Genomic DNA, 18,257 nt, shown 5'->3' with positions numbered 1-18,257 from the left:
TCATTCAGTTATTCAGGAGACATTATGCGATATCTTGCGCCCCCCGCGCGGGTCACTTTCTTGAGTCTGGCAATCAGCGCTCAGGTGTATGCCCAGACCGATGTGACCTCAGTGCAGCAAACTCGCAGCCAGACGCAGGACACCGATATCATGACGGTAACGGCTGCCCGTTCGGTGAAAAACATCGCCGATATCGCTGGAACGGTTTACAGCATTGAACGCGAAGATATCGCCAAACAATCCTCAGCGAGTAGATCTACCGCCGATATCCTCGGGCAGTTGGTGCCTGGCCTGGCTCCCGCCTCCGGTACCACCAGTAACTACGGTATGACCATGCGCGGGCGTACGGTGCAGATCATGATCGACGGCGTACCATTGACGGGTTCGCGTGACGGCTCGCGGCAGCTCAACAGCATCTCTCCGGCGATGATCGAACGTGTCGAAGTCGTATCAGGCGCCACAAGCCTCTACGGCGCGGGCGCGACGGGAGGCATTATCAATATCATCACCCGTAATGCCGATGATGAACCTTATGCTTTCAGCAGCCAATTTGGCTTGAAAAGCGCAGATAAGCCGTCTAAATCAGGTATGGCCTACAGCGGTACACAAACCGCCTCTTTCCATAACGATGACATTAGCGGATTTGCCGGGCTGAACTATACCGCACAAGGGGACATGCGCAATGCCCACGGGAATCGGATCGGACCGGAAATCGCCCAAACCGATCGCCAGGACACAACCAGTCTCGATTTCAATAGCCGGCTGACCTGGCATCTGGATGACAATCAGCAGTTGAGTGGCGCGTTCAGGTATTACAATGATGAGCAAGACAGCGACTACGGCCCCGATTATGGCCCCGGACTGGCCGCATTGTTCACTCCGGCAACGTTCCAGCCTAGCCTCAAGGGCCTCAAAGGGTTACAGCTTGACGACCAGCCCCGTACCCGGCATTACGGCGTCAATACCCAATACCAGAATCGGGACATACTGGGCGACCAGCAGTTGACGGCTGAAGCCTATTATCGCAAAGAACAATCACGCTGGTTCCCTTCCGTCTCCGCGGTAACACACTCTGCACTGCCGGGCGGCAGCACCTATGTGGCAATGCAATCCAACACGGATATTGATGTCTGGGGCGTGCGTACCGCATTGCAAAAAAACATGAGTCTGGCAGGACGCGACCTACAGCTAACCTATGGTCTTGACTACGAACAGGAAAAAGACAGCCAGAGCGGGCAATCCTACGGCCTCAACACTTTCATTGCCAGTAACGGCTTGCGTTATCAAGCCGAAAACCGTTACGCCATGGGGCCAGATGTTAAAGTGGACAAAACCGGTCTATTCCTGCAATCGGACTACGCGCTGACTAAACGCCTAAACCTACAGGCAGGCCTGCGCCACGAGACCATCCGCAACAAAGTTTCCACCTCAACGCCGTACAGCGAAGCCATCACTGCGGATAGGGTATCTGGCTATCAGGCCAGGCAGCTTGAAGGCGGCCAGGTGAAGCATGGCGAAACGTTGTATAATCTGGGGTTGGTGTACCAATTGACCGATACCCATCAACTGTTCACCAACTTCTCTCAAGGCTTCAGCCTGCCCGACACACAGCGCATGTTGCGCGACGTACCGGCGACATTCACCATTAACGGCGACAGTATCGACTCCATCAAAGTCAATAACTATGAACTCGGTTGGCGTATGAGAGACAATCGCGGCCTGAGTGCTGGCGTTACCGCGTTCTACAACACGTCCGACAAGGTAGTGCAGTTCAACCGTGACTATAGCGTGTCAGTCGCCGATACCGACGAGCGAATCTGGGGTATGGAAGGCAACCTGCAATACCCGCTGTCCGAAAGCTGGAACGTTGGCGGTACGCTTGCCTATACCCGGGGTGAATATAAAGACGCCGCTGGCGAATGGCGCGAACTGAATGCGTTCCGTGTCTCACCGCTGAAAGCCACGTTATACAGCGACTGGACGTTCGCTGATGGTTACGGATTACGCCTGCAATCCCTGACGGTTGGCGGAACTGACCGCGCTTATAATGACGCCAAATCCGCCGCCGTCAGCTCAAGCATCCGCTCCACGCCAGCAGCAAAAATTCAGGGCTATACCGTGTTCGACTTCATCGCTCATGCCCCATTGCTGGGCGGCCAGGTCGGCTTTGGCATCTACAACCTGGCCAATCGTGACTATAAAACCGTCTACAGCCAACAGGCCGAAGCCACCTATGGCAAAATCTCCAGCCTGCCAGCACAGGGACGCACGTTCGCTCTGACATATTCGATTGACTATTGAAGCGCAAGGTAGCCGATACGGCAGCGTGATGTTCTGCGCTGCCATTACGCGCCTTCTCAAACAGCAGCGATAGACGGGAGTTGAACGCCCATCTATCGTTAGCTCTCTACAATCGCGGTGCGATGCTTATCCAGATTGACACGCTTCACCTAATTTTTTGACAGAAAATATCAAATTTATTTGTTTTCTATTCAGGCGTTAAATCGACGACACTGCCGCCTTATATCCAATAGCACTTTTCGCTAACTCACGAGGTTGTCTAGTATGATTTCTCAGTTGAATCAGTGGTTCACGCGTTTAACCGATCATCCCGATGCAGGTAAACTTTTACTGCGTTTAACCGTGGGTATTCTGCTGCTGTTTCACGGCGTAGCAAAAATTGAGCACGGTGTGGGTTGGATTGTACAGATGCTGCAAGGCGCAGGCCTGCCAGGATTTATCGCTTACGGTGTCTACGTGGGCGAAGTCGTTGCACCGATTCTGATTATTCTGGGCGTATTTACCCGTATTTCAGGCCTGATTGCCGCGCTGACGCTGGTTGTGGCAACGCTGATGGTTGGCATGGGTAAATTCTTCACCCTGACCGACGTTGGTGCCTGGGCGCTGGAACTGGAAGCACTCTATTTCTTTGCTGGCATTATCATCATGCTGGTTGGCAGCGGCCGTTATTCTGTTGCCTCTAACCCCGCTTATCGCTAATCCTTGCCATACGGCAGGTATTTCCGACAAAAGCAAAAAACCCGCGAATTTCGCGGGTTTTTTATTGCAACTATCTTCCGATCAGATTTCCCAATCGTGGCTATAGCGCTTAGGCTTGAACTGAATCACATCGCCTTTCTGGAGCCCTTGTAAGCTCACATCGTCTTTTGCGACTTCCGCTTCAATCAGTTCAGACTGTTCGCCCAGCTTCAGCGACAGGCGCGTTAAGGCGCCGAGTGGACGAATATCGCGTACCGTCACCGCCTGATAGCCGTCCTGCGCCTGAACGGATAGCGACACTTCATGAGGACGGAACAGAATCGTCTCTTCCGTTTGCGCCACTTTCAGTCGGTTACTGTCGCCGAGGAAATGGTAAACAAACTCGCTGGCCGGGTTGTTATACACCTCTGCCGGCGTACCGATTTGTTCAATCACGCCTTTATTCATCAGCACGATACGATCAGCCACTTCCATCGCTTCTTCCTGATCGTGCGTCACAAATACCGATGTAAGATCGATATCTTCATGCAACTGAGACAGCCAGCGGCGCAGCTCTTTACGCACCTTGGCATCCAGCGCGCCAAAGGGTTCATCCAGCAGCAGGATGCTCGGTTCGACGATCAGCGCACGTGCCAGTGCAATACGCTGACGCTGGCCGCCGGAAAGCTGTTCAGGATAACGATCCCCCAGCCAGTCCAGTTGCACCAGATTCAGCAGCTCATGTACTTTCTTTTCGATATCGCTCTTCGAAGGCCGAATATTTTTCGGCTTCATTCGCAGTCCAAACGCGACGTTATCGAACACCGTCATGTGACGGAATAGCGCGTAGTGCTGGAAGACAAACCCCACGTTACGTTTGCGCACATCGTGGACGGACACATCCTGACCGTGGAAAATAATACTGCCGCTATCCGGCTGTTCCAGTCCGGCAATAATACGCAGCAGCGTTGTCTTACCGCAGCCCGATGGCCCCAGCAGCGCCACCAGCTCGCCGCTGTGGATCGACAAATTAATCTCGTTCAGCGCCCGAAACTGGCCAAATTGTTTATTAATATTGCGAATCTCAATGCTCATTTTTGGCCAACTCCTGTTGTTTCTGTATTTGCTTCGTCAATCGACCTTCACTCCACTGGCGCAGTAGCAGCACCACCAGCGACATGATCAGCAGCAGAATCGCCACGCTGAAGGCCGCAACGATGTTGTACTCGTTATAAAGAATTTCGATATGCAGCGGCAGCGTGTTCGTCAGGCCGCGAATATGGCCGGATATAACGGAAACGGCACCAAACTCGCCCATCGCGCGCGCAGTACACAGCACCACGCCGTAAATCAGCGCCCACTTCACATTCGGCAGCGTGATATGCCAGAACATTTGCCAGCCGTTCGCTCCCAGCAGACGTGCCGCTTCTTCTTCCTGAGAACCCTGCTCTTCCATCAGCGGAATCAGCTCACGGGCAACATAAGGCAATGTGACGAAAATCGTCGCCAGCACGATGCCCGGTACGGCGTAAACAATTTGCAGATCGTGTTCGAGCAGGAAGGGATAGATCTTGCTCTGTGCACCAAACAGCAGCACATACACCAACCCCGCCACAACGGGGGAAACGGAAAACGGTAAATCGATCAACGCCAGCAGAAAGCTCTTACCACGAAACTCGAATTTCGTTACACACCACGCCGTCGCCAATCCGAACACCACGTTTAACGGCACGGAAATGACGGTCGCAAGCAGCGTCAGCTTGAGCGCAGAGATCGCATCCGGTTCGGTAATCGCGTCCCAAAATGCGCCGACGCCTTTATCCAGTCCCTGTGTCACCACCATCATCAGCGGCAGAACCAGAATCAGAAAAAAGACGATCCACGCGAGTGAAACCAGAATGTAATAGGCTGCGGGCTGCTTTTTTCTTTTAGCCGCGCTGGCCTGAGCGGAAATAACCTGTTCCATGACGACCAGCCCTTACAGTTTCGGTTGAATGCGGCGCTGCAACACGTTAATCAGCAGCAGCATAATGAAAGAAACCAGCAGCATGAACACGCCGATCCCGGTTGCTCCTTTGTAGTCATACTGATCGAGCTTGGAGACGATCAGCAGCGGCAGGATTTCGGTTTTAAACGGAATGTTCCCCGCAATAAACACCACGGAGCCGTACTCCCCCACGCCGCGAGCAAAGGCCAGTGCAAAGCCTGTCAGCCACGCCGGTAACAGCGCAGGAAGCAAAACATGGCGGAAAACCTGAAGCGGACGCGCGCCCAGACAGGCGGCAGCCTCTTCGACTTCTTTCGGAATATCGGCCAGTACCGGTTGCAGCGTTCTGACCACGAAAGGCAGCGTGACAAAAATAAGCGCCAGCGTGATGCCAATCCCGGTGTAGGCGATTTTGAACGGAAACAGCGAGCCAATCAGGCCATTCGGTGCATACAGCGCCGTCAGGGCAATCCCCGCGACCGCAGTGGGCAGCGCGAAAGGCATATCGATCATGGCATCGATCACTTTACGGCCGGGAAAGGTATAACGCACAAGAACCCAGGCCAGCAGCGTCCCGAGAATACCGTTAATAAAAGCCGCAGCCAGCGCCGTACCAAACGAAAGCCGCAGGGAGAAAAGCACCTGGCGGCTGGTTATCAGATCCCAAAACTGGCCGAACGTTAGTTGGCTGGCATATAAAAACATCCCCGCCAACGGAATGAGGACAATTAATCCTAAATAGCTCAGGCTAAACCCTAACGTTAGCCCAAAACCGGGAATCACTGAGGAAGAACGCTGTGACATACCGTGCCTTTAATTTTCATACTCACTACCCAGCCAACAACTGCTTGCCGACACGCGCTACCTGACAGAAGGTTTCGGGCGGCTCTCGCCAGCCTTTTAACCTGAAAAAAGCCGCTAGGTGATAGCGGCCTTAATCCGTCAGACGTTAAAACTTACTTATTGATCTCTTTAAAGATTGCGTCGAACACGCCGCCATCGTTAAAGAATTTATCCTGTGCCGCTTTCCAGCCACCGAAGTCCTTATCGATCGTCACCAGATTCACCGGTGCAAACTGATCCTTAAACTCTTCGGCAATCTTGGCGTTACGTGGGCGGTAGAAATTTTTACCGATGATGCGCTGCGCTTCATCGCTGTAAAGGTATTGCAGATAAGCTTCAGCCTGTTTCTGCGTTCCCTTGCGCTCAACGACTTTGTCCACAACGGCAACCGGCGGTTCAGCCAGAATTGACAGAGATGGTGTGACGATCTCAAGCTGATCGCCGCCCTGCTCTTGCAGAGACAGGTACGCTTCGTTTTCCCATGCCAGCAGCACATCGCCTAACTGACGCTGTACAAAGCTAATGGTTGCCCCACGCGCACCGGTATCGAGAACGGGCGCATGACGATACAGTTCAGTCACAAATTTCAGTGCGGTTTCATCATTACCGCCCGGTTGCGCTTTGGCATACGCCCATGCAGCCAGGAAGTTCCAACGTGCGCCGCCAGAAGTTTTCGGGTTTGGCGTGATGACTTCAACGCCCGGCTTCACCAGATCGTTCCAGTCTTTGATTTGCTTTGGATTACCTTTACGCACCAGAAAAACGATGGTGGAGGTATAAGGCGTGCTGTTGTCAGGCAAACGCGCCTGCCACTTAGGCTCGATCAGCTGTTGATTCAGGTTTAATGCATCAATATCACCGGCCAGCGCCAGCGTCACCACATCGGCCTGCAAGCCGTCAATCACCGAACGCGCCTGCTTTCCAGAACCGCCGTGCGAATTTTTGATAGTGATATCTTCACCAGTGGTCGCTTTCCAATGCTTAATAAACGCCGCATTGTATTGCTGATACAGTTCACGCGTCGGATCGTAAGACACGTTTAATAATTCGGTAGCCGCCGAGGCCACACCGGAAAACAACAGTGCTGCCGTAGCAACAGATAACCCCAGACGACGTATTGACATTCTTATCACTCCCTAATGCTCGAAAGTATCAGATAAAATCATGACGGATGTGACTGATTCATAACTTAAATAATTCGATTTGCAGGGCAAAACACGATCGTTTTGCACAGCGCGCATGCAGCTTGAAATAGGATAGGTATATCAGGCTGACAACATGGAAGTGACAATAGTGGATATAGGGAGGGGGCAAAAATATTGTTTCGCGATAATTTATGCTATCGCGTTATATTGTTAATGGTTATGTAATAGTTTTCAATCTAAGCAATTTTATTGCAGCAGAGCTCTTTTTTGCGAGTAAAACTGAGATAACCCTGATGCCCTACGGCATCAGGTGAGTACGGCGGAGAACAAACAGGGTTAAGTAAAAACCGTCAATTTTCAGCCCTACTCTTCTTCATCCAACTGCAAAGCCACGTACAGCAACAGACGGTCGTCGAAATTTCCCAGATCTAAACCCGTCAGCTCAGAGATGCGATTGAGGCGATATTCCAGCGTATTGCGGTGAATAAATAGCGCTTTCGCCGTCGCGCCGGGCTGAACGTTATTACGGAACCAGGCACCCAGCGTCCGACGCAGCAGACCATTGCCGTCCATCGCTTTAAGCTTCGAGAGCGGCCGCACCAGTTCATTTGCCTGCCAACCGCCGCGCAGGCTGTCCAGCAGTACGGGTAACATCAGATCCTGATAGTAATAACAGCGCTGAGCAGGCATACGCTGTTTGCCCACGCTCATGGTCGTGCGCGCCGTGCGATAGGAACGCGCGATACTGCCGGGGCCGGCAAAATAGTTCCCCAGCGCCAGCCGCACCCGCAGCCGGCTGCTTTCCGCCATTCGCGACATCAGCGTATCCACCCGCCGCCGATGATCTTCTGCATCCCAACGCCCGTGGCTGTTCAACGCCGGTTTTAGCACCACCATTTCTGTCAGGGAAACGATCGCGATCAGGTTGTCACGTTCCGGCGTAGTCAGCAGCGTCTGCAACTGCTGTAGCTCCGCCATGGCGGAATCCACCCCGAGCTGCCCGCTGTCCACTTCGATCACCGCCGCGACGCGTGGCTTATTCAGATCGATGCCTAAGCGCTGCGCCCACTCCATGAGGGCGGGAGAAAGATCGTCAGTACGGATCAGGTTCAACACCAACTCTTCACGCAGACGGCTATCCTGCGCCAGCATATGCAACAACCTCGCCTGTTCCAGCATCATTTCCGCCGTCATACAGACCAGTTCGCCGTACTGTCGCAGTTGGCTTGGATTGCCCGTTAAACCGATAACGCCAACGATTTCACCGTCGATGCGCAAGGGTAAATTGATCCCCGGACGCACGCCGTGCAGGTGGCGCGCCACGGCATCATCAATATCAACGACTCGCCCCTGCGAAAGTGCCAGCAGCGCCCCTTCGTGCAGTTCCCCCAATCGTTCCTGATCGCCACTGCCGATAATCTTACCGCGAGCATCCATCACGTTGATATTACTATCAATGATCTGCATGGTCCGCGCGACAATATCCTGTGCCATCTTGGCATTGAGATGATACGACGCCATTTTTACCTCTGAGAGGAACATTGACAATTGCACCAGCATACCGCCACACCGTGCGCCACACATTGTGCAAATTAACAAAGAAACGGGAATTAGATTAAATCTGTGGAAGAACTCACAAAAGCGCTTTCATGGAGAAGCAAGAAGTCGTCGGGCACCGGAGTGCCCGACCAGATAATCAACGTAACAAGCTGTCTTAAAAGGCAATTATCAACTTACACGTTGAACAGAGCGGTTATTGAGCCAGCAGATAAATCGTGCTGTCGCCACGGCGTACATTCAAGGCTAATACAGCCGGCTTGCTATCCAGAATTTTGCGCAACTCGCCAATATTCTGTACGGCCTGTTGGTTGACACCGAGAATAATGTCGTCCTTCTTCAGGCCAATTTTAGCCGCAGCGGACCCCGGTTTAACGTTATCCACCTTGACGCCTTTTGCGCCGTCCACCTGCGTATTGCTCAGCTCGGCACCTTCAATGCCAGAGTAGAGATTACCGGAAGCCACCTGAGCCTGATTGCTCTGTTGCAGCGTCACCTCTACCGTCAGCGGTTTACCCTCACGCAGCAGCCCCAACGCCACTTTGCTCCCCACCGGCAGCGAGCCAACCTGCGCACGCAACGCGGAGAAGCTGCTGACCGCTTTGCCATTCAGCGTGACGATCACATCCCCCGCCTTGATGCCTGCTTCGTCTGCCGCCGATTTCGGCCGCACCTGACTTACAAACGCGCCACGCTGGGCATCAACCTTCATTGCCTGCGCCAGTTCGGAGTTCAATTCCGTCCCGGTGATACCCAGCTCGCCGCGCTTCACTTCACCAAATTCGACAATCTGTGCCACGACGCTTTTCACCATATTGCTGGGGATAGCAAAGCCAATCCCGATATTGCCGCCATCTGGCGCAAGAATCGCGGTATTCAGACCAACCAGTTCCCCATTCAGATTCACTAACGCGCCACCGGAATTCCCCCGGTTAATCGCCGCATCGGTCTGAATAAAGTTCTCGTAGTTTTCAATATTCAACCCGCTACGCCCCAGCGCGGACACAATGCCCGATGTCGCCGTTTCGCCCAGACCATACGGGTTACCAATCGCTACCGTGTAATCACCAACCCGCAGTTGATCGGAATCGGCGACCTTAATCGCGGTCAGATTTTTAAAGTCTTTCAACTGCACCAGCGCGATATCAGAACGCGGGTCTTTGCCTAACACTTTGCCGTCATACTTGCGGCCATCACTGAGGCGAACCTGAATCTTATCGGCGTTCTCCACCACGTGACTGTTGGTCACCACGTAGCCTTTTTCCGCATTAATCACAACGCCCGCACCCAGTGCCTGAAAGTTTTCCTGTTTTGGTTGCTGCTGGCCGTCGCCATCGTCGTCACCTTCTCCCTGACACATCGGCGACGACTGGAACGGCGAGCCGTCCTGGCAGAAAGGCGAGTTCTCACCAAAAAACGGCTGAAGCTGCGGCGGAATGCCTTCTTTGCCGGCATTGTTTTCTTTAGTGGTATGCCCTTCCACGTAGATGCTTACGACGGAAGGCATGACCTTTTCCAGCATAGGAGCCAGGCTGGGTAATTGACCCGATGACGCGGCAGACGCCGCTGACTCAGCCGCATTCGCCGTGGTAGTACCCATCGCCATCGCCAGACTTAACGCCAGCGCACTCAAAACCAGTGATTTTCTTTTCATAGGAATATATCTCATAGTAATCAACACGCGAGTCTTACGGCCCGTGTACCCAACACCGGGTACACTCAGTGGTCGTGCTGTATGAGATAAATATGGACCAACAATGTTCCCGAGGGGAAGATCGTGAAGCGTAAGGAAATATTGAACGGCTTTACAAAACTCGCGATTTCCATTGCCGTCTGTTCATCGCTAGTCTGCCGCCATCAGCTTGCGGTATTCATCGTAGGCATACAAATCCGTCATACCGCTGATGTAATCCTGAATCAGACGCGCGCGATAGTAATATTCACGGACGATTCGCTCGTTTTCGGGTAATGGCTCCAACGCGGCAACCGCTTCGCAATAGGCCAGACAGTGCTTGCTGGATAGCTTGTGATAAAGCCGCGTTTCAATCGGATAGCGTCTGTGCGTGTCGTCTCGGACAAGCTGACTGAAATCCTGATAGGGCATTTCGAGCAGCGGACTATAAATATCCAGCAGGCCGCGAATGACGCGATCTCCCTGTAACTCCAGCTGTTCAACCTCATGATGATTAAAAACGTGTTTTAAGGCGACGCGTTTGAAAATACCTAATAAGCGGTTCTGCGGGCTATCATCCTCAAGCAACGCCTGATTGAACGAGCCGGCATAGACTTCAGGAAGGTTATCGAGAAAACGCAGTGCAGCATGCGGCACCATTTGCCCCACGGTATAAACGCGAAGATTCATGAAAAACTGATCATCCTGACTGCGCCATTGCAAACGCTTACGTTCTTTGTAAGCACGTTCGATCGTTTTAGCGAAGATGTCTTTCTCTTCTCCCTCACCCCAATTCTCGCGCAGGCGATCGTAAAGTTCTTCGATCGTAAGCATATCTTTCTCGACGGCATCTTCCAGATCCGCAATACAGTAGGACACATCATCGGCCGCTTCCATAATGTAGCTCAGCGGATGGCGATGAAATTCCCCCATATCCAGCTCTTCACGCAGTGTGGCGACAAACGCTTCTTCTGCCAGATAGTAGCCCGGCTTCTTCATTAAATAGTCATAGTCTGGCGGAAGCTTACCGTGCCAATACGCGGGGCGGGTATATTTCAAAATACAGGCGACCTGTCCGTAGGTCAGGTTAAGTTTCAGCAGCGTGTGAACCAGTCTGATCGCCTGTGCGTTGCCTTCAAAATGGCTCAGATCCTGCCGGATTTTCCCACGCAATTCATCCAAGCCGTCTTGCTGCATCCGCAGCACAGGGGATTTACAATCATCGACATGCTCAGGGAATTCACTGTCCAGATAGTGGCTATCCAGCCATTTTCTGAACCATTGGTTAATTGCCGATTCGCCAAAATGCCCAAAAGGCGGATTACCGATGTCATGCATCAGGCACGCCATTTCGACCATGCTTTCAAACGGCGTTTGTCTATCGTCAAGACCCAACTCTGCGAGTCGCCCATCGCCTTGCAGACGGTGCAAAATCTCTTTGGCGATATAACGCCCCACCTGTTGAACTTCCATCGAATGGGTCAGACGGGAACGAACAGCCGCGTTACGTTCCAGCGGGAAGACCTGAGTTTTTTGCTGTAAGCGGCGGATGGCGGCGGAGTTAATAATACGCCCCCGATCGCTCTCAAACTGGCGCACGATCGTATAAGCATCATCAGCCGTTTTAGGTCGGCTAAAATGTCGCTGAAAGCTCATTTTTTTGGCGAAATCGATATCAGACATACGGTTCTCCCTATCATCCCGCTACAGCAAAATAATGCACACTCCATCTCATCCCGCTAGCCATGATAGACTAACCCCAGCTACACGCCTTCCATTTATAACAGAATTTGCGGGGAACCTTATGAAAGTCGGTATTATCGGCGCGATGGAACAAGAAGTAACGCTGCTGCGCGATCGGATTGAAAACCGTCAAACCTTCCAGCGTGCAGGTTGTGAAATTTACACTGGGCAAATCAACGGGGTAGATGTCGCCCTGCTGAAATCCGGTATCGGCAAAGTTTCCGCCGCGCTGGGCACCACGCTGCTGATGGAGCACAGCAAGCCAGACGTCGTAATTAACACCGGCTCCGCAGGCGGGCTGGCACCTAGCTTGAACGTGGGTGATATCGTGGTTTCCGATGAAGTACGCTACCACGACGCCGACGTCACAGCCTTTGGCTATGAACCCGGCCAGATGGCGGGCTGCCCTGCCGCTTTCGCTGCCGATGAAAAACTCATCGCACTGGCACAGGAAGCGATTGCTGATTTACAGCTAAACGCCGTACGCGGTCTGGTTGTCAGCGGTGATGCCTTCATTAACGGCGCAGAACCATTAGCACGCATCCGCACGACCTTCCCGAAAGCAATCGCAGTGGAAATGGAAGCGACGGCGATCGCCCATGTCTGCCATCAGTTCGCCGTCCCGTTTGTGGTTGTGCGTGCCATTTCTGATGTAGCCGATAAAGCATCACACCTGAGTTTCGATGAATTCCTAAGCGTTGCAGCGCAGCAATCAACGCGGATGGTGGAAGCGATTCTGGCCAAGCTGGCCGCACGCTAATCGTGACTGTCAGGTTCCTCTGCTGGCTGACCGGGCTACTGCTTTGCACCGCCGCTTATGCCCTTCCACAGCGTGTCATTAGCCTCGCACCACACGCAACGGAAATGGCCTATGCCGCAGGCATGGGCGAACAGCTGATTGCGGTCAGCGCCTGGTCAGATTACCCACCAGAAGCGAAAAAGCTGGAACAGGTGGCTTCCTGGCAAGGAATCAACCTGGAGCGGATCCTCGCGCTTAAGCCCGATCTGATTCTGGCCTGGCGCGAGGGCAATCCACAACGGCCGCTGGAACAGCTCGCCAACTTCTCGATTCCCATCGTTTATCTGGATGCAAAAACGTTAGACGATATCCCCGCGTCATTGCGACAGTTGGCGACCTACAGCCGCCATCCAGAGCAAGCCGAACGGGCTGCGACAGATTTTCAGCAGGAAATAGGCAGGCTACGGCACACGGGCGAGGGGCAGAACGCAGCATCACTTCGGGTATTCATTCAATTCGGCACTCAGCCGCTGTTTACTTCGTCGCAAGCGACGCTGCAAAGCCAGATCGTTTCGCTGTGCGGCGCAGAAAATATCTTTAGCGATAGCCCAGTGCCCTGGCCGCAGGTTAGCCGTGAACAGGTGTTAAGGCGACAACCACAGGCCATTATTATCGGCGGTTCGCCAGATAAAATTGCCAGCGTGCAGACGTTTTGGCAGCCGCAATTAGCAGTGCCGGTGATTACCGTGAATGAAGACTGGTTTAGCCGTAGCGGCCCACGTTTGCTATTGGCGGCTCAACAAATTTGTTCTCAATTAACAGCATTAAGCCCCGGCTCTTCGTCAGCAAAGTGATTGTTAATTAACACTGTGAAATCACTTCGATAACAATAGCTTCATTAATATACAAGTTGTAACACTCACAGGCTTTTATTTCGCCAACATTTGCCGATAATCTGAGCGTAACGGTGGAATTATAGGCATCATTGATGGCATTAATTACCACCCGGCGATAAAGCCAAAGCAATACAAAATGAGAAAATTTTGAACCGGTAGCGGTTCCTTTAACACCAGGTAGCTTTAACTATGAAAAATGCGTTGCTTTACGCGGGCTTACTGATGGTAGCCTGTACCACGGCATATGCAGGGAATCAGGGTGGGCAAATTAACGCTCAACTGACGATACTACCGGCGTGCGGCGTAACACCTCAATCCGGTCAATATCAAATGACATGTAACGTAGTCTCTGTCCCACAACCTAAGATTACTGAGTCACGTATTCAGATCGATCAGGCAAAACTTTCTGCTTCTGCGGCAAAAACTACGCAGAGTCCGGAAACGCGTCTGATTACGGTTGAATGGTAATCACAGTAAAAATACGCGGCGTATTCTTTTAATTAGCGCCTCTTGTGACAGATTGCTGGTTTACTATAAAAAAACCGTGTCTTGTTACCAAGACACGGTTTTTGTTTTCTTAGTCGGCCCATCACCGCAATGCGGGATCAGACGCTGAAAGAGGAACCACAGCCACAGGTGGATTTCGCATTCGGATTCGTCACGACAAAGCGAGAACCTTCCAGCCCTTCGGTATAATCCACCGCACCGCCAACCAGATATTGCAGGCTCATCGGGTCAACCACCAGCGACACCCCTTGCTTCTCAATGGTCATATCGCCGTCGTTGATTTGATCATCAAAGGTAAAACCGTACTGGAAGCCGCTACAGCCGCCACCCGTGATATACACGCGCAGTTTCAGCTCTGGGTTTTCTTCATCAGCAATCAGGTTTTTCACCTTGCTTGCCGCTGCATCAGTAAATTGCAGAGGCAGTGCTGCTATATCGTCGCTCATATTTTTACTCCCAACTCAGGGCTTATCAGGTGATAGACCCATACTCATACGCTTATTATCCGGCAGTCTGCGAAAACGTTCAAGATTTGACAGAAATTGTTGAATTAATCTGCTGCTCCTGCTCAGCCAACGCCTGTCGCTGCAGCGTCCTCGCCAGAATAGAAGAATATAGCGGCTTCCCTCCCAGAAACTGCGCCAACAGTGTCGCGCCCAGACACGTCACGATCATGGGTAAGATCAACTGGTAGTTGTCAGTCATTTCCAACACCAGAACGATGCCGGTAAGTGGAGCACGAACCGATGCCGCGAACAGTGCTCCCATACCCGCCACAGCAAACGTACTGGCGCCAATCGCATAATCAGGAAACAACTGACTGGCCGCCATACCAAACGCAGCTCCAAGCAGTGTTCCCAACGCCAACATCGGTGCAAAAATCCCCCCTGGCGCGCCCGATCCGAAACAAAGCAGCGTCATGAAGACGCGGATTATAAAGATCACAAAGAGCATACTAATGCTGTAATGCTCCGCCGCCGCAAGGGGAATAAGCGAAAACCCGCCTCCGGTTGCTTCATGAAAAACAATAGACAGCACGCCATAGAGGCCGCCCGCCAGTGCGCCGACCAGCAGGAAGCGAGACATCCGCTTACCGTGGAAGGCCAAAAACAGCGCTTGAGTACGTAACACCAGAGCATTAAACACCACACCGACGACGCCAAAAATAATCCCAAGCACCAAATATAACCACAGCGTCTTGAGCGGTGCGGAAGGCAATTGCCCTATATCGATCACAGCCTGTTCGCCGTTGAAGAGACGAAATACGATGCTCGACATAATGACGCCAATGAAGACCGCTTTAATTGAGATGAGGCTATAGCGGAACTGAGGGCGCATTTCCTCAATGATAAAAAGTATTCCGGCCAACGGCGCATTAAAGGCAGCGGATAGCCCGGCCGCCGCACCGGTAGCTAATAATGAATGGCGCCCGTCCTGCTGCCTTTTGGGCAACATGTCCGCAACCATGCCGCCAATATTTCCCCCCAGTTGTACCGTCGGCCCTTCACGCCCCAGCACCATTCCCGACCCGAGCGTGCCAATACCGCCAAAAAACTTAACGGGCAATACGCGCCACCAGCGTACCGGTCTGAGTTCTTCTAACGCGCCCTCAATTTCGGGAATCCCCGATCCACCCGCTTCTGGAGCGAATCGCCGAACCAGAAAATACCCCCATACCGCAAGTACAGCCGACACCGCCGCAGCAGCAAGCCAGCTCACCCCGCTTTCAGGAAAATGCGTCAAGAGTGCCATTCGCTGTTGTATAACCCAGTTCACCGTACGTTCAAATGCCACGCCGACCAACCCGGTTAACGTTCCTACTATCGCCGCCAGCAGAAGAATCAACGCGGGGGTTTTATCGCGCCGCATAAATTGTGCGATGGCAGCGCGGCGCTCCGCCGCAGAAGAAACGGGTGCAGAAAGTCTGATCACAACGGTCATAACCAAAAAAGAGAAATAAGAGTCACTATGTTACCCCTTAAGGATAAAACTGCCTATTTGACCAGAACAGAAGACAAAGAGACCCGCATCTGCTGATACAGCGATTTCATAACGGCGGTCAGTTTATTAGAATACCCCTACATTTTACGATTAAGACCAGTCAGGACCGCGTAATGAACAAATCTGAAAGCCTGTATGCTGCGGCACAGCAACTTATTCCCGGCGGTGTAAACTCACCCGTTCGTGCTTTTAACGGCGTCGGCGGTACCCCGCTGTTCATCGAACGGGCTGATGGCGCTTATCTCTACGACGCCGACGAACAAGCGTACATTGATTACGTGGGATCGTGGGGTCCAATGGTGCTGGGGCACAATCACCCGGCAATTCGTGATGCGGTGATCGCCGCCGCAGAACGCGGCCTGAGTTTTGGCGCGCCGACCGAGATGGAAGTGCAGATGGCACGTCTGGTTACCTCACTGGTGCCCAGCATGGACATGGTGCGGATGGTCAACTCCGGCACCGAAGCCACCATGAGCGCAATCCGTCTGGCACGTGGCTACACCGGTCGCGACAAAATCATTAAATTTGAAGGCTGCTACCACGGCCACGCCGATTGCCTGTTGGTGAAAGCCGGTTCCGGCGCGCTGACGCTGGGTCAACCGAACTCTCCCGGCGTTCCTGCTGATTTCGCCCGCCATACGCTAACCTGCGTCTATAACGATCTGTCATCTGTACGCGCGGCGTTTGAACAATACCCTGACGAAATCGCTGCAATCATTGTCGAACCCGTTGCGGGCAACATGAACTGCGTTCCACCGCTGCCGGATTTCCTTCCTGGCCTGCGCGCCCTGTGCGACGAGTTTGGTGCTTTATTCATCATCGATGAAGTGATGACCGGCTTCCGCGTCGCACTGGCGGGTGCACAGTCGCACTACGGCGTGGTGCCGGATCTGACCTGTCTGGGGAAAATCATCGGCGGCGGCATGCCAGTTGGCGCATTCGGCGGCAAGCGTGAAGTCATGCAGGCGCTGGCACCGACCGGTCCGGTTTATCAGGCGGGAACACTGTCCGGCAACCCGATTGCTATGGCGGCAGGCTTTGCCTGTTTGACGGAAGTGGCGAAACCCGGTGTCCATGAAAAGCTCACCGCGTTGACCAATCAGCTAGCAGAAGGCCTGCTGGCTGCCGCGAAAGCCGAAAATATTCCGCTAGTCGTGAATCAGGCGGGCGGTATGTTTGGTCTGTTCTTCACGGATGCCGAGAGCGTTACCTGCTACCAGGATGTGATGAAGTGCGACGTCGAGCGCTTTAAGCTGTTCTTCCACATGATGCTGGAAGAAGGAGTTTATCTCGCACCGTCCGCTTTTGAAGCGGGCTTTATGTCGCTGGCGCATACGCCACAGGACATTGACCGCACCATCGAAGCCGCACAGCTCTGCTTCTCACGCCTGTAAATTTACCTCGACGGCGTCACTCGCTGACGCCGTCGCGACTCAATTTATCCCTTCCTCCCTTTTTTTCGTCAGGGTTCTCGTTTGAGAATGACAAGCCGTCTCAAATTGGTTATGAGTAAGTGTCTGTTCCTGAAAATAGCGGAGAGGTCATGTTAAAAATTCTAGGGCGCACATCGTCGATCAACGTTCGGAAAGTGCTGTGGCTGTGCGATGAGTTGGCGATTCCCTTTCACCGAGAAGACTGGGGTGAGGGCTATCAGTCACCGCAATCACCAGCGTTTTTGGCGCTCAATCCTAATGCCATGATACCGGTTATTCAGGATGACGATTTTGTCATGTGGGAATCGAACGCGATTATACGTTACCTCGCCAATGCAAAGGACGGCGCCTGGCTCTACCCGCAGGATCCGCGTAGCCGTGCGACGGTCGATCAATGGATCGATTGGCAAGCGAACGAACTCAATCCTTCATGGCGTTACGCTTTTATGTCGCTGGTGCGTCAGTCTCCCGCCCACCAGGATCCCCAGCTCTTGACGGCATCCTGCAATCTTTGGTCACGTACCATGGGCATTTTGAATCAGCAACTGGAGCGAACCGGCCACTACGTTGCAGGACAAGCGTTTACGCTGGCCGACATTCCCATCGGACTATCAGTAAACCGCTGGTATGAAACGCCACTGGAACACACGGACTATCCCGCCGTCCGTGCCTACTATGAGCGCTTAAGCGAGCGCGCAGGCTACCTGACCTGGGGACGAAACGGCACGCCATAACGCGATGTTCATAGAAGTAAG

At 53.0% G+C, this 18,257-nt stretch carries 16 protein-coding genes; 7 read left to right on the top strand and 9 right to left on the bottom strand.

Features of this window, described 5'->3' with window-relative positions:
* Positions 1-24: 24 nt before the first annotated feature.
* Complete coding sequence (locus I2D83_RS06190) at positions 25-2,301, top strand: TonB-dependent receptor (protein ID WP_205947726.1); 2,277 nt, start codon at positions 25-27, stop codon at positions 2,299-2,301.
* A gap of 264 nt (positions 2,302-2,565) precedes the next feature.
* Positions 2,566-3,000, top strand: coding sequence for a DoxX family protein (locus I2D83_RS06185; protein WP_015841261.1), 435 nt, complete (start codon positions 2,566-2,568; stop codon positions 2,998-3,000).
* An 81-nt stretch (positions 3,001-3,081) separates the two neighbouring features.
* Here the strand turns inward: I2D83_RS06185 and I2D83_RS06180 are convergent, their stop codons facing one another.
* The 7 genes from I2D83_RS06180 to dgt form a co-directional block, all read right to left on the bottom strand.
* Positions 3,082-4,074 (bottom strand): sulfate/molybdate ABC transporter ATP-binding protein, encoded by a 993-nt coding sequence (locus I2D83_RS06180; protein WP_180779612.1) that lies wholly within the window; start codon positions 4,072-4,074, stop codon positions 3,082-3,084.
* Positions 4,064-4,945, bottom strand: coding sequence for a sulfate ABC transporter permease subunit CysW (cysW, locus tag I2D83_RS06175; protein ID WP_015841263.1), 882 nt, complete (start codon positions 4,943-4,945; stop codon positions 4,064-4,066). The genes I2D83_RS06180 and cysW overlap by 11 nt, the downstream gene beginning before the upstream one ends.
* Positions 4,946-4,957: 12 nt before the next feature.
* Positions 4,958-5,770 carry a sulfate ABC transporter permease subunit CysT gene (cysT, locus tag I2D83_RS06170; protein WP_010280704.1) on the bottom strand — a complete coding sequence of 271 codons (813 nt, stop codon included), beginning with the start codon at positions 5,768-5,770 and terminating at the stop codon, positions 4,958-4,960.
* Positions 5,771-5,922: 152 nt separating this feature from the next.
* Positions 5,923-6,927 carry a sulfate ABC transporter substrate-binding protein gene (locus I2D83_RS06165; protein ID WP_413232275.1) on the bottom strand — a complete coding sequence of 335 codons (1,005 nt, stop codon included), beginning with the start codon at positions 6,925-6,927 and terminating at the stop codon, positions 5,923-5,925.
* A gap of 390 nt (positions 6,928-7,317) precedes the next feature.
* A complete protein-coding gene (locus tag I2D83_RS06160) occupies positions 7,318-8,475 on the bottom strand; it encodes a CdaR family transcriptional regulator (RefSeq protein ID WP_015841264.1) in 1,158 nt (385 codons plus the stop codon).
* Positions 8,476-8,707: 232 nt separating this feature from the next.
* Positions 8,708-10,165 (bottom strand): serine endoprotease DegP, encoded by a 1,458-nt coding sequence (gene degP, locus I2D83_RS06155; protein WP_180779613.1) that lies wholly within the window; start codon positions 10,163-10,165, stop codon positions 8,708-8,710.
* 189 nt (positions 10,166-10,354) lie between these two features.
* Positions 10,355-11,866, bottom strand: a complete 1,512-nt coding sequence (gene dgt, locus I2D83_RS06150) for a dGTPase (RefSeq protein ID WP_205947724.1) — start codon at positions 11,864-11,866, stop codon at positions 10,355-10,357.
* Positions 11,867-11,987: 121 nt separating this feature from the next.
* On the opposite strand from dgt, the gene mtnN reads away from it, so the two are divergent.
* The 3 genes from mtnN (at position 11,988) to I2D83_RS06135 (ending at position 14,029) form a co-directional block, all read left to right on the top strand.
* The gene (gene mtnN, locus I2D83_RS06145) at positions 11,988-12,686 is read left to right on the top strand and encodes a 5'-methylthioadenosine/S-adenosylhomocysteine nucleosidase (RefSeq protein ID WP_205947723.1); all 699 of its coding nucleotides are present in this window, start codon (positions 11,988-11,990) and stop codon (positions 12,684-12,686) included.
* 2 nt (positions 12,687-12,688) lie between these two features.
* Positions 12,689-13,519 carry a vitamin B12 ABC transporter substrate-binding protein BtuF gene (gene btuF, locus I2D83_RS06140; RefSeq protein WP_181845587.1) on the top strand — a complete coding sequence of 277 codons (831 nt, stop codon included), beginning with the start codon at positions 12,689-12,691 and terminating at the stop codon, positions 13,517-13,519.
* Between the two features lie 231 nt (positions 13,520-13,750).
* Positions 13,751-14,029, top strand: a complete 279-nt coding sequence (locus I2D83_RS06135; RefSeq protein ID WP_205947722.1) for a hypothetical protein — start codon at positions 13,751-13,753, stop codon at positions 14,027-14,029.
* Between the two features lie 137 nt (positions 14,030-14,166).
* On the opposite strand, the gene erpA is transcribed toward I2D83_RS06135, so the two are convergent.
* The gene (gene erpA, locus I2D83_RS06130) at positions 14,167-14,514 is read right to left on the bottom strand and encodes an iron-sulfur cluster insertion protein ErpA (protein ID WP_015841270.1); all 348 of its coding nucleotides are present in this window, start codon (positions 14,512-14,514) and stop codon (positions 14,167-14,169) included.
* Positions 14,515-14,593: 79 nt separating this feature from the next.
* Complete coding sequence (gene clcA / locus I2D83_RS06125; protein WP_205947721.1) at positions 14,594-16,009, bottom strand: H(+)/Cl(-) exchange transporter ClcA; 1,416 nt, start codon at positions 16,007-16,009, stop codon at positions 14,594-14,596.
* Positions 16,010-16,182: 173 nt separating this feature from the next.
* Here clcA and hemL point away from each other — a divergent pair, with 173 nt between their 5' ends.
* Together hemL and I2D83_RS06115 are read left to right on the top strand one after the other, a co-directional pair.
* Positions 16,183-17,463, top strand: a complete 1,281-nt coding sequence (gene hemL / locus I2D83_RS06120) for a glutamate-1-semialdehyde 2,1-aminomutase (RefSeq protein WP_015841272.1) — start codon at positions 16,183-16,185, stop codon at positions 17,461-17,463.
* A gap of 149 nt (positions 17,464-17,612) precedes the next feature.
* Positions 17,613-18,236: a glutathione S-transferase family protein gene (locus I2D83_RS06115; RefSeq protein ID WP_205947720.1), complete on the top strand. Its 624-nt coding sequence runs from the start codon at positions 17,613-17,615 to the stop codon at positions 18,234-18,236.
* Positions 18,237-18,257 lie beyond the last annotated feature (21 nt).

The sequence above is a fragment of the Pectobacterium aroidearum genome (genome assembly GCF_015689195.1).
GTDB classification, from domain to species: Bacteria; Pseudomonadota; Gammaproteobacteria; order Enterobacterales; family Enterobacteriaceae; genus Pectobacterium; species Pectobacterium aroidearum.
This window is presented reverse-complemented; position numbering and strand designations above follow the sequence as displayed.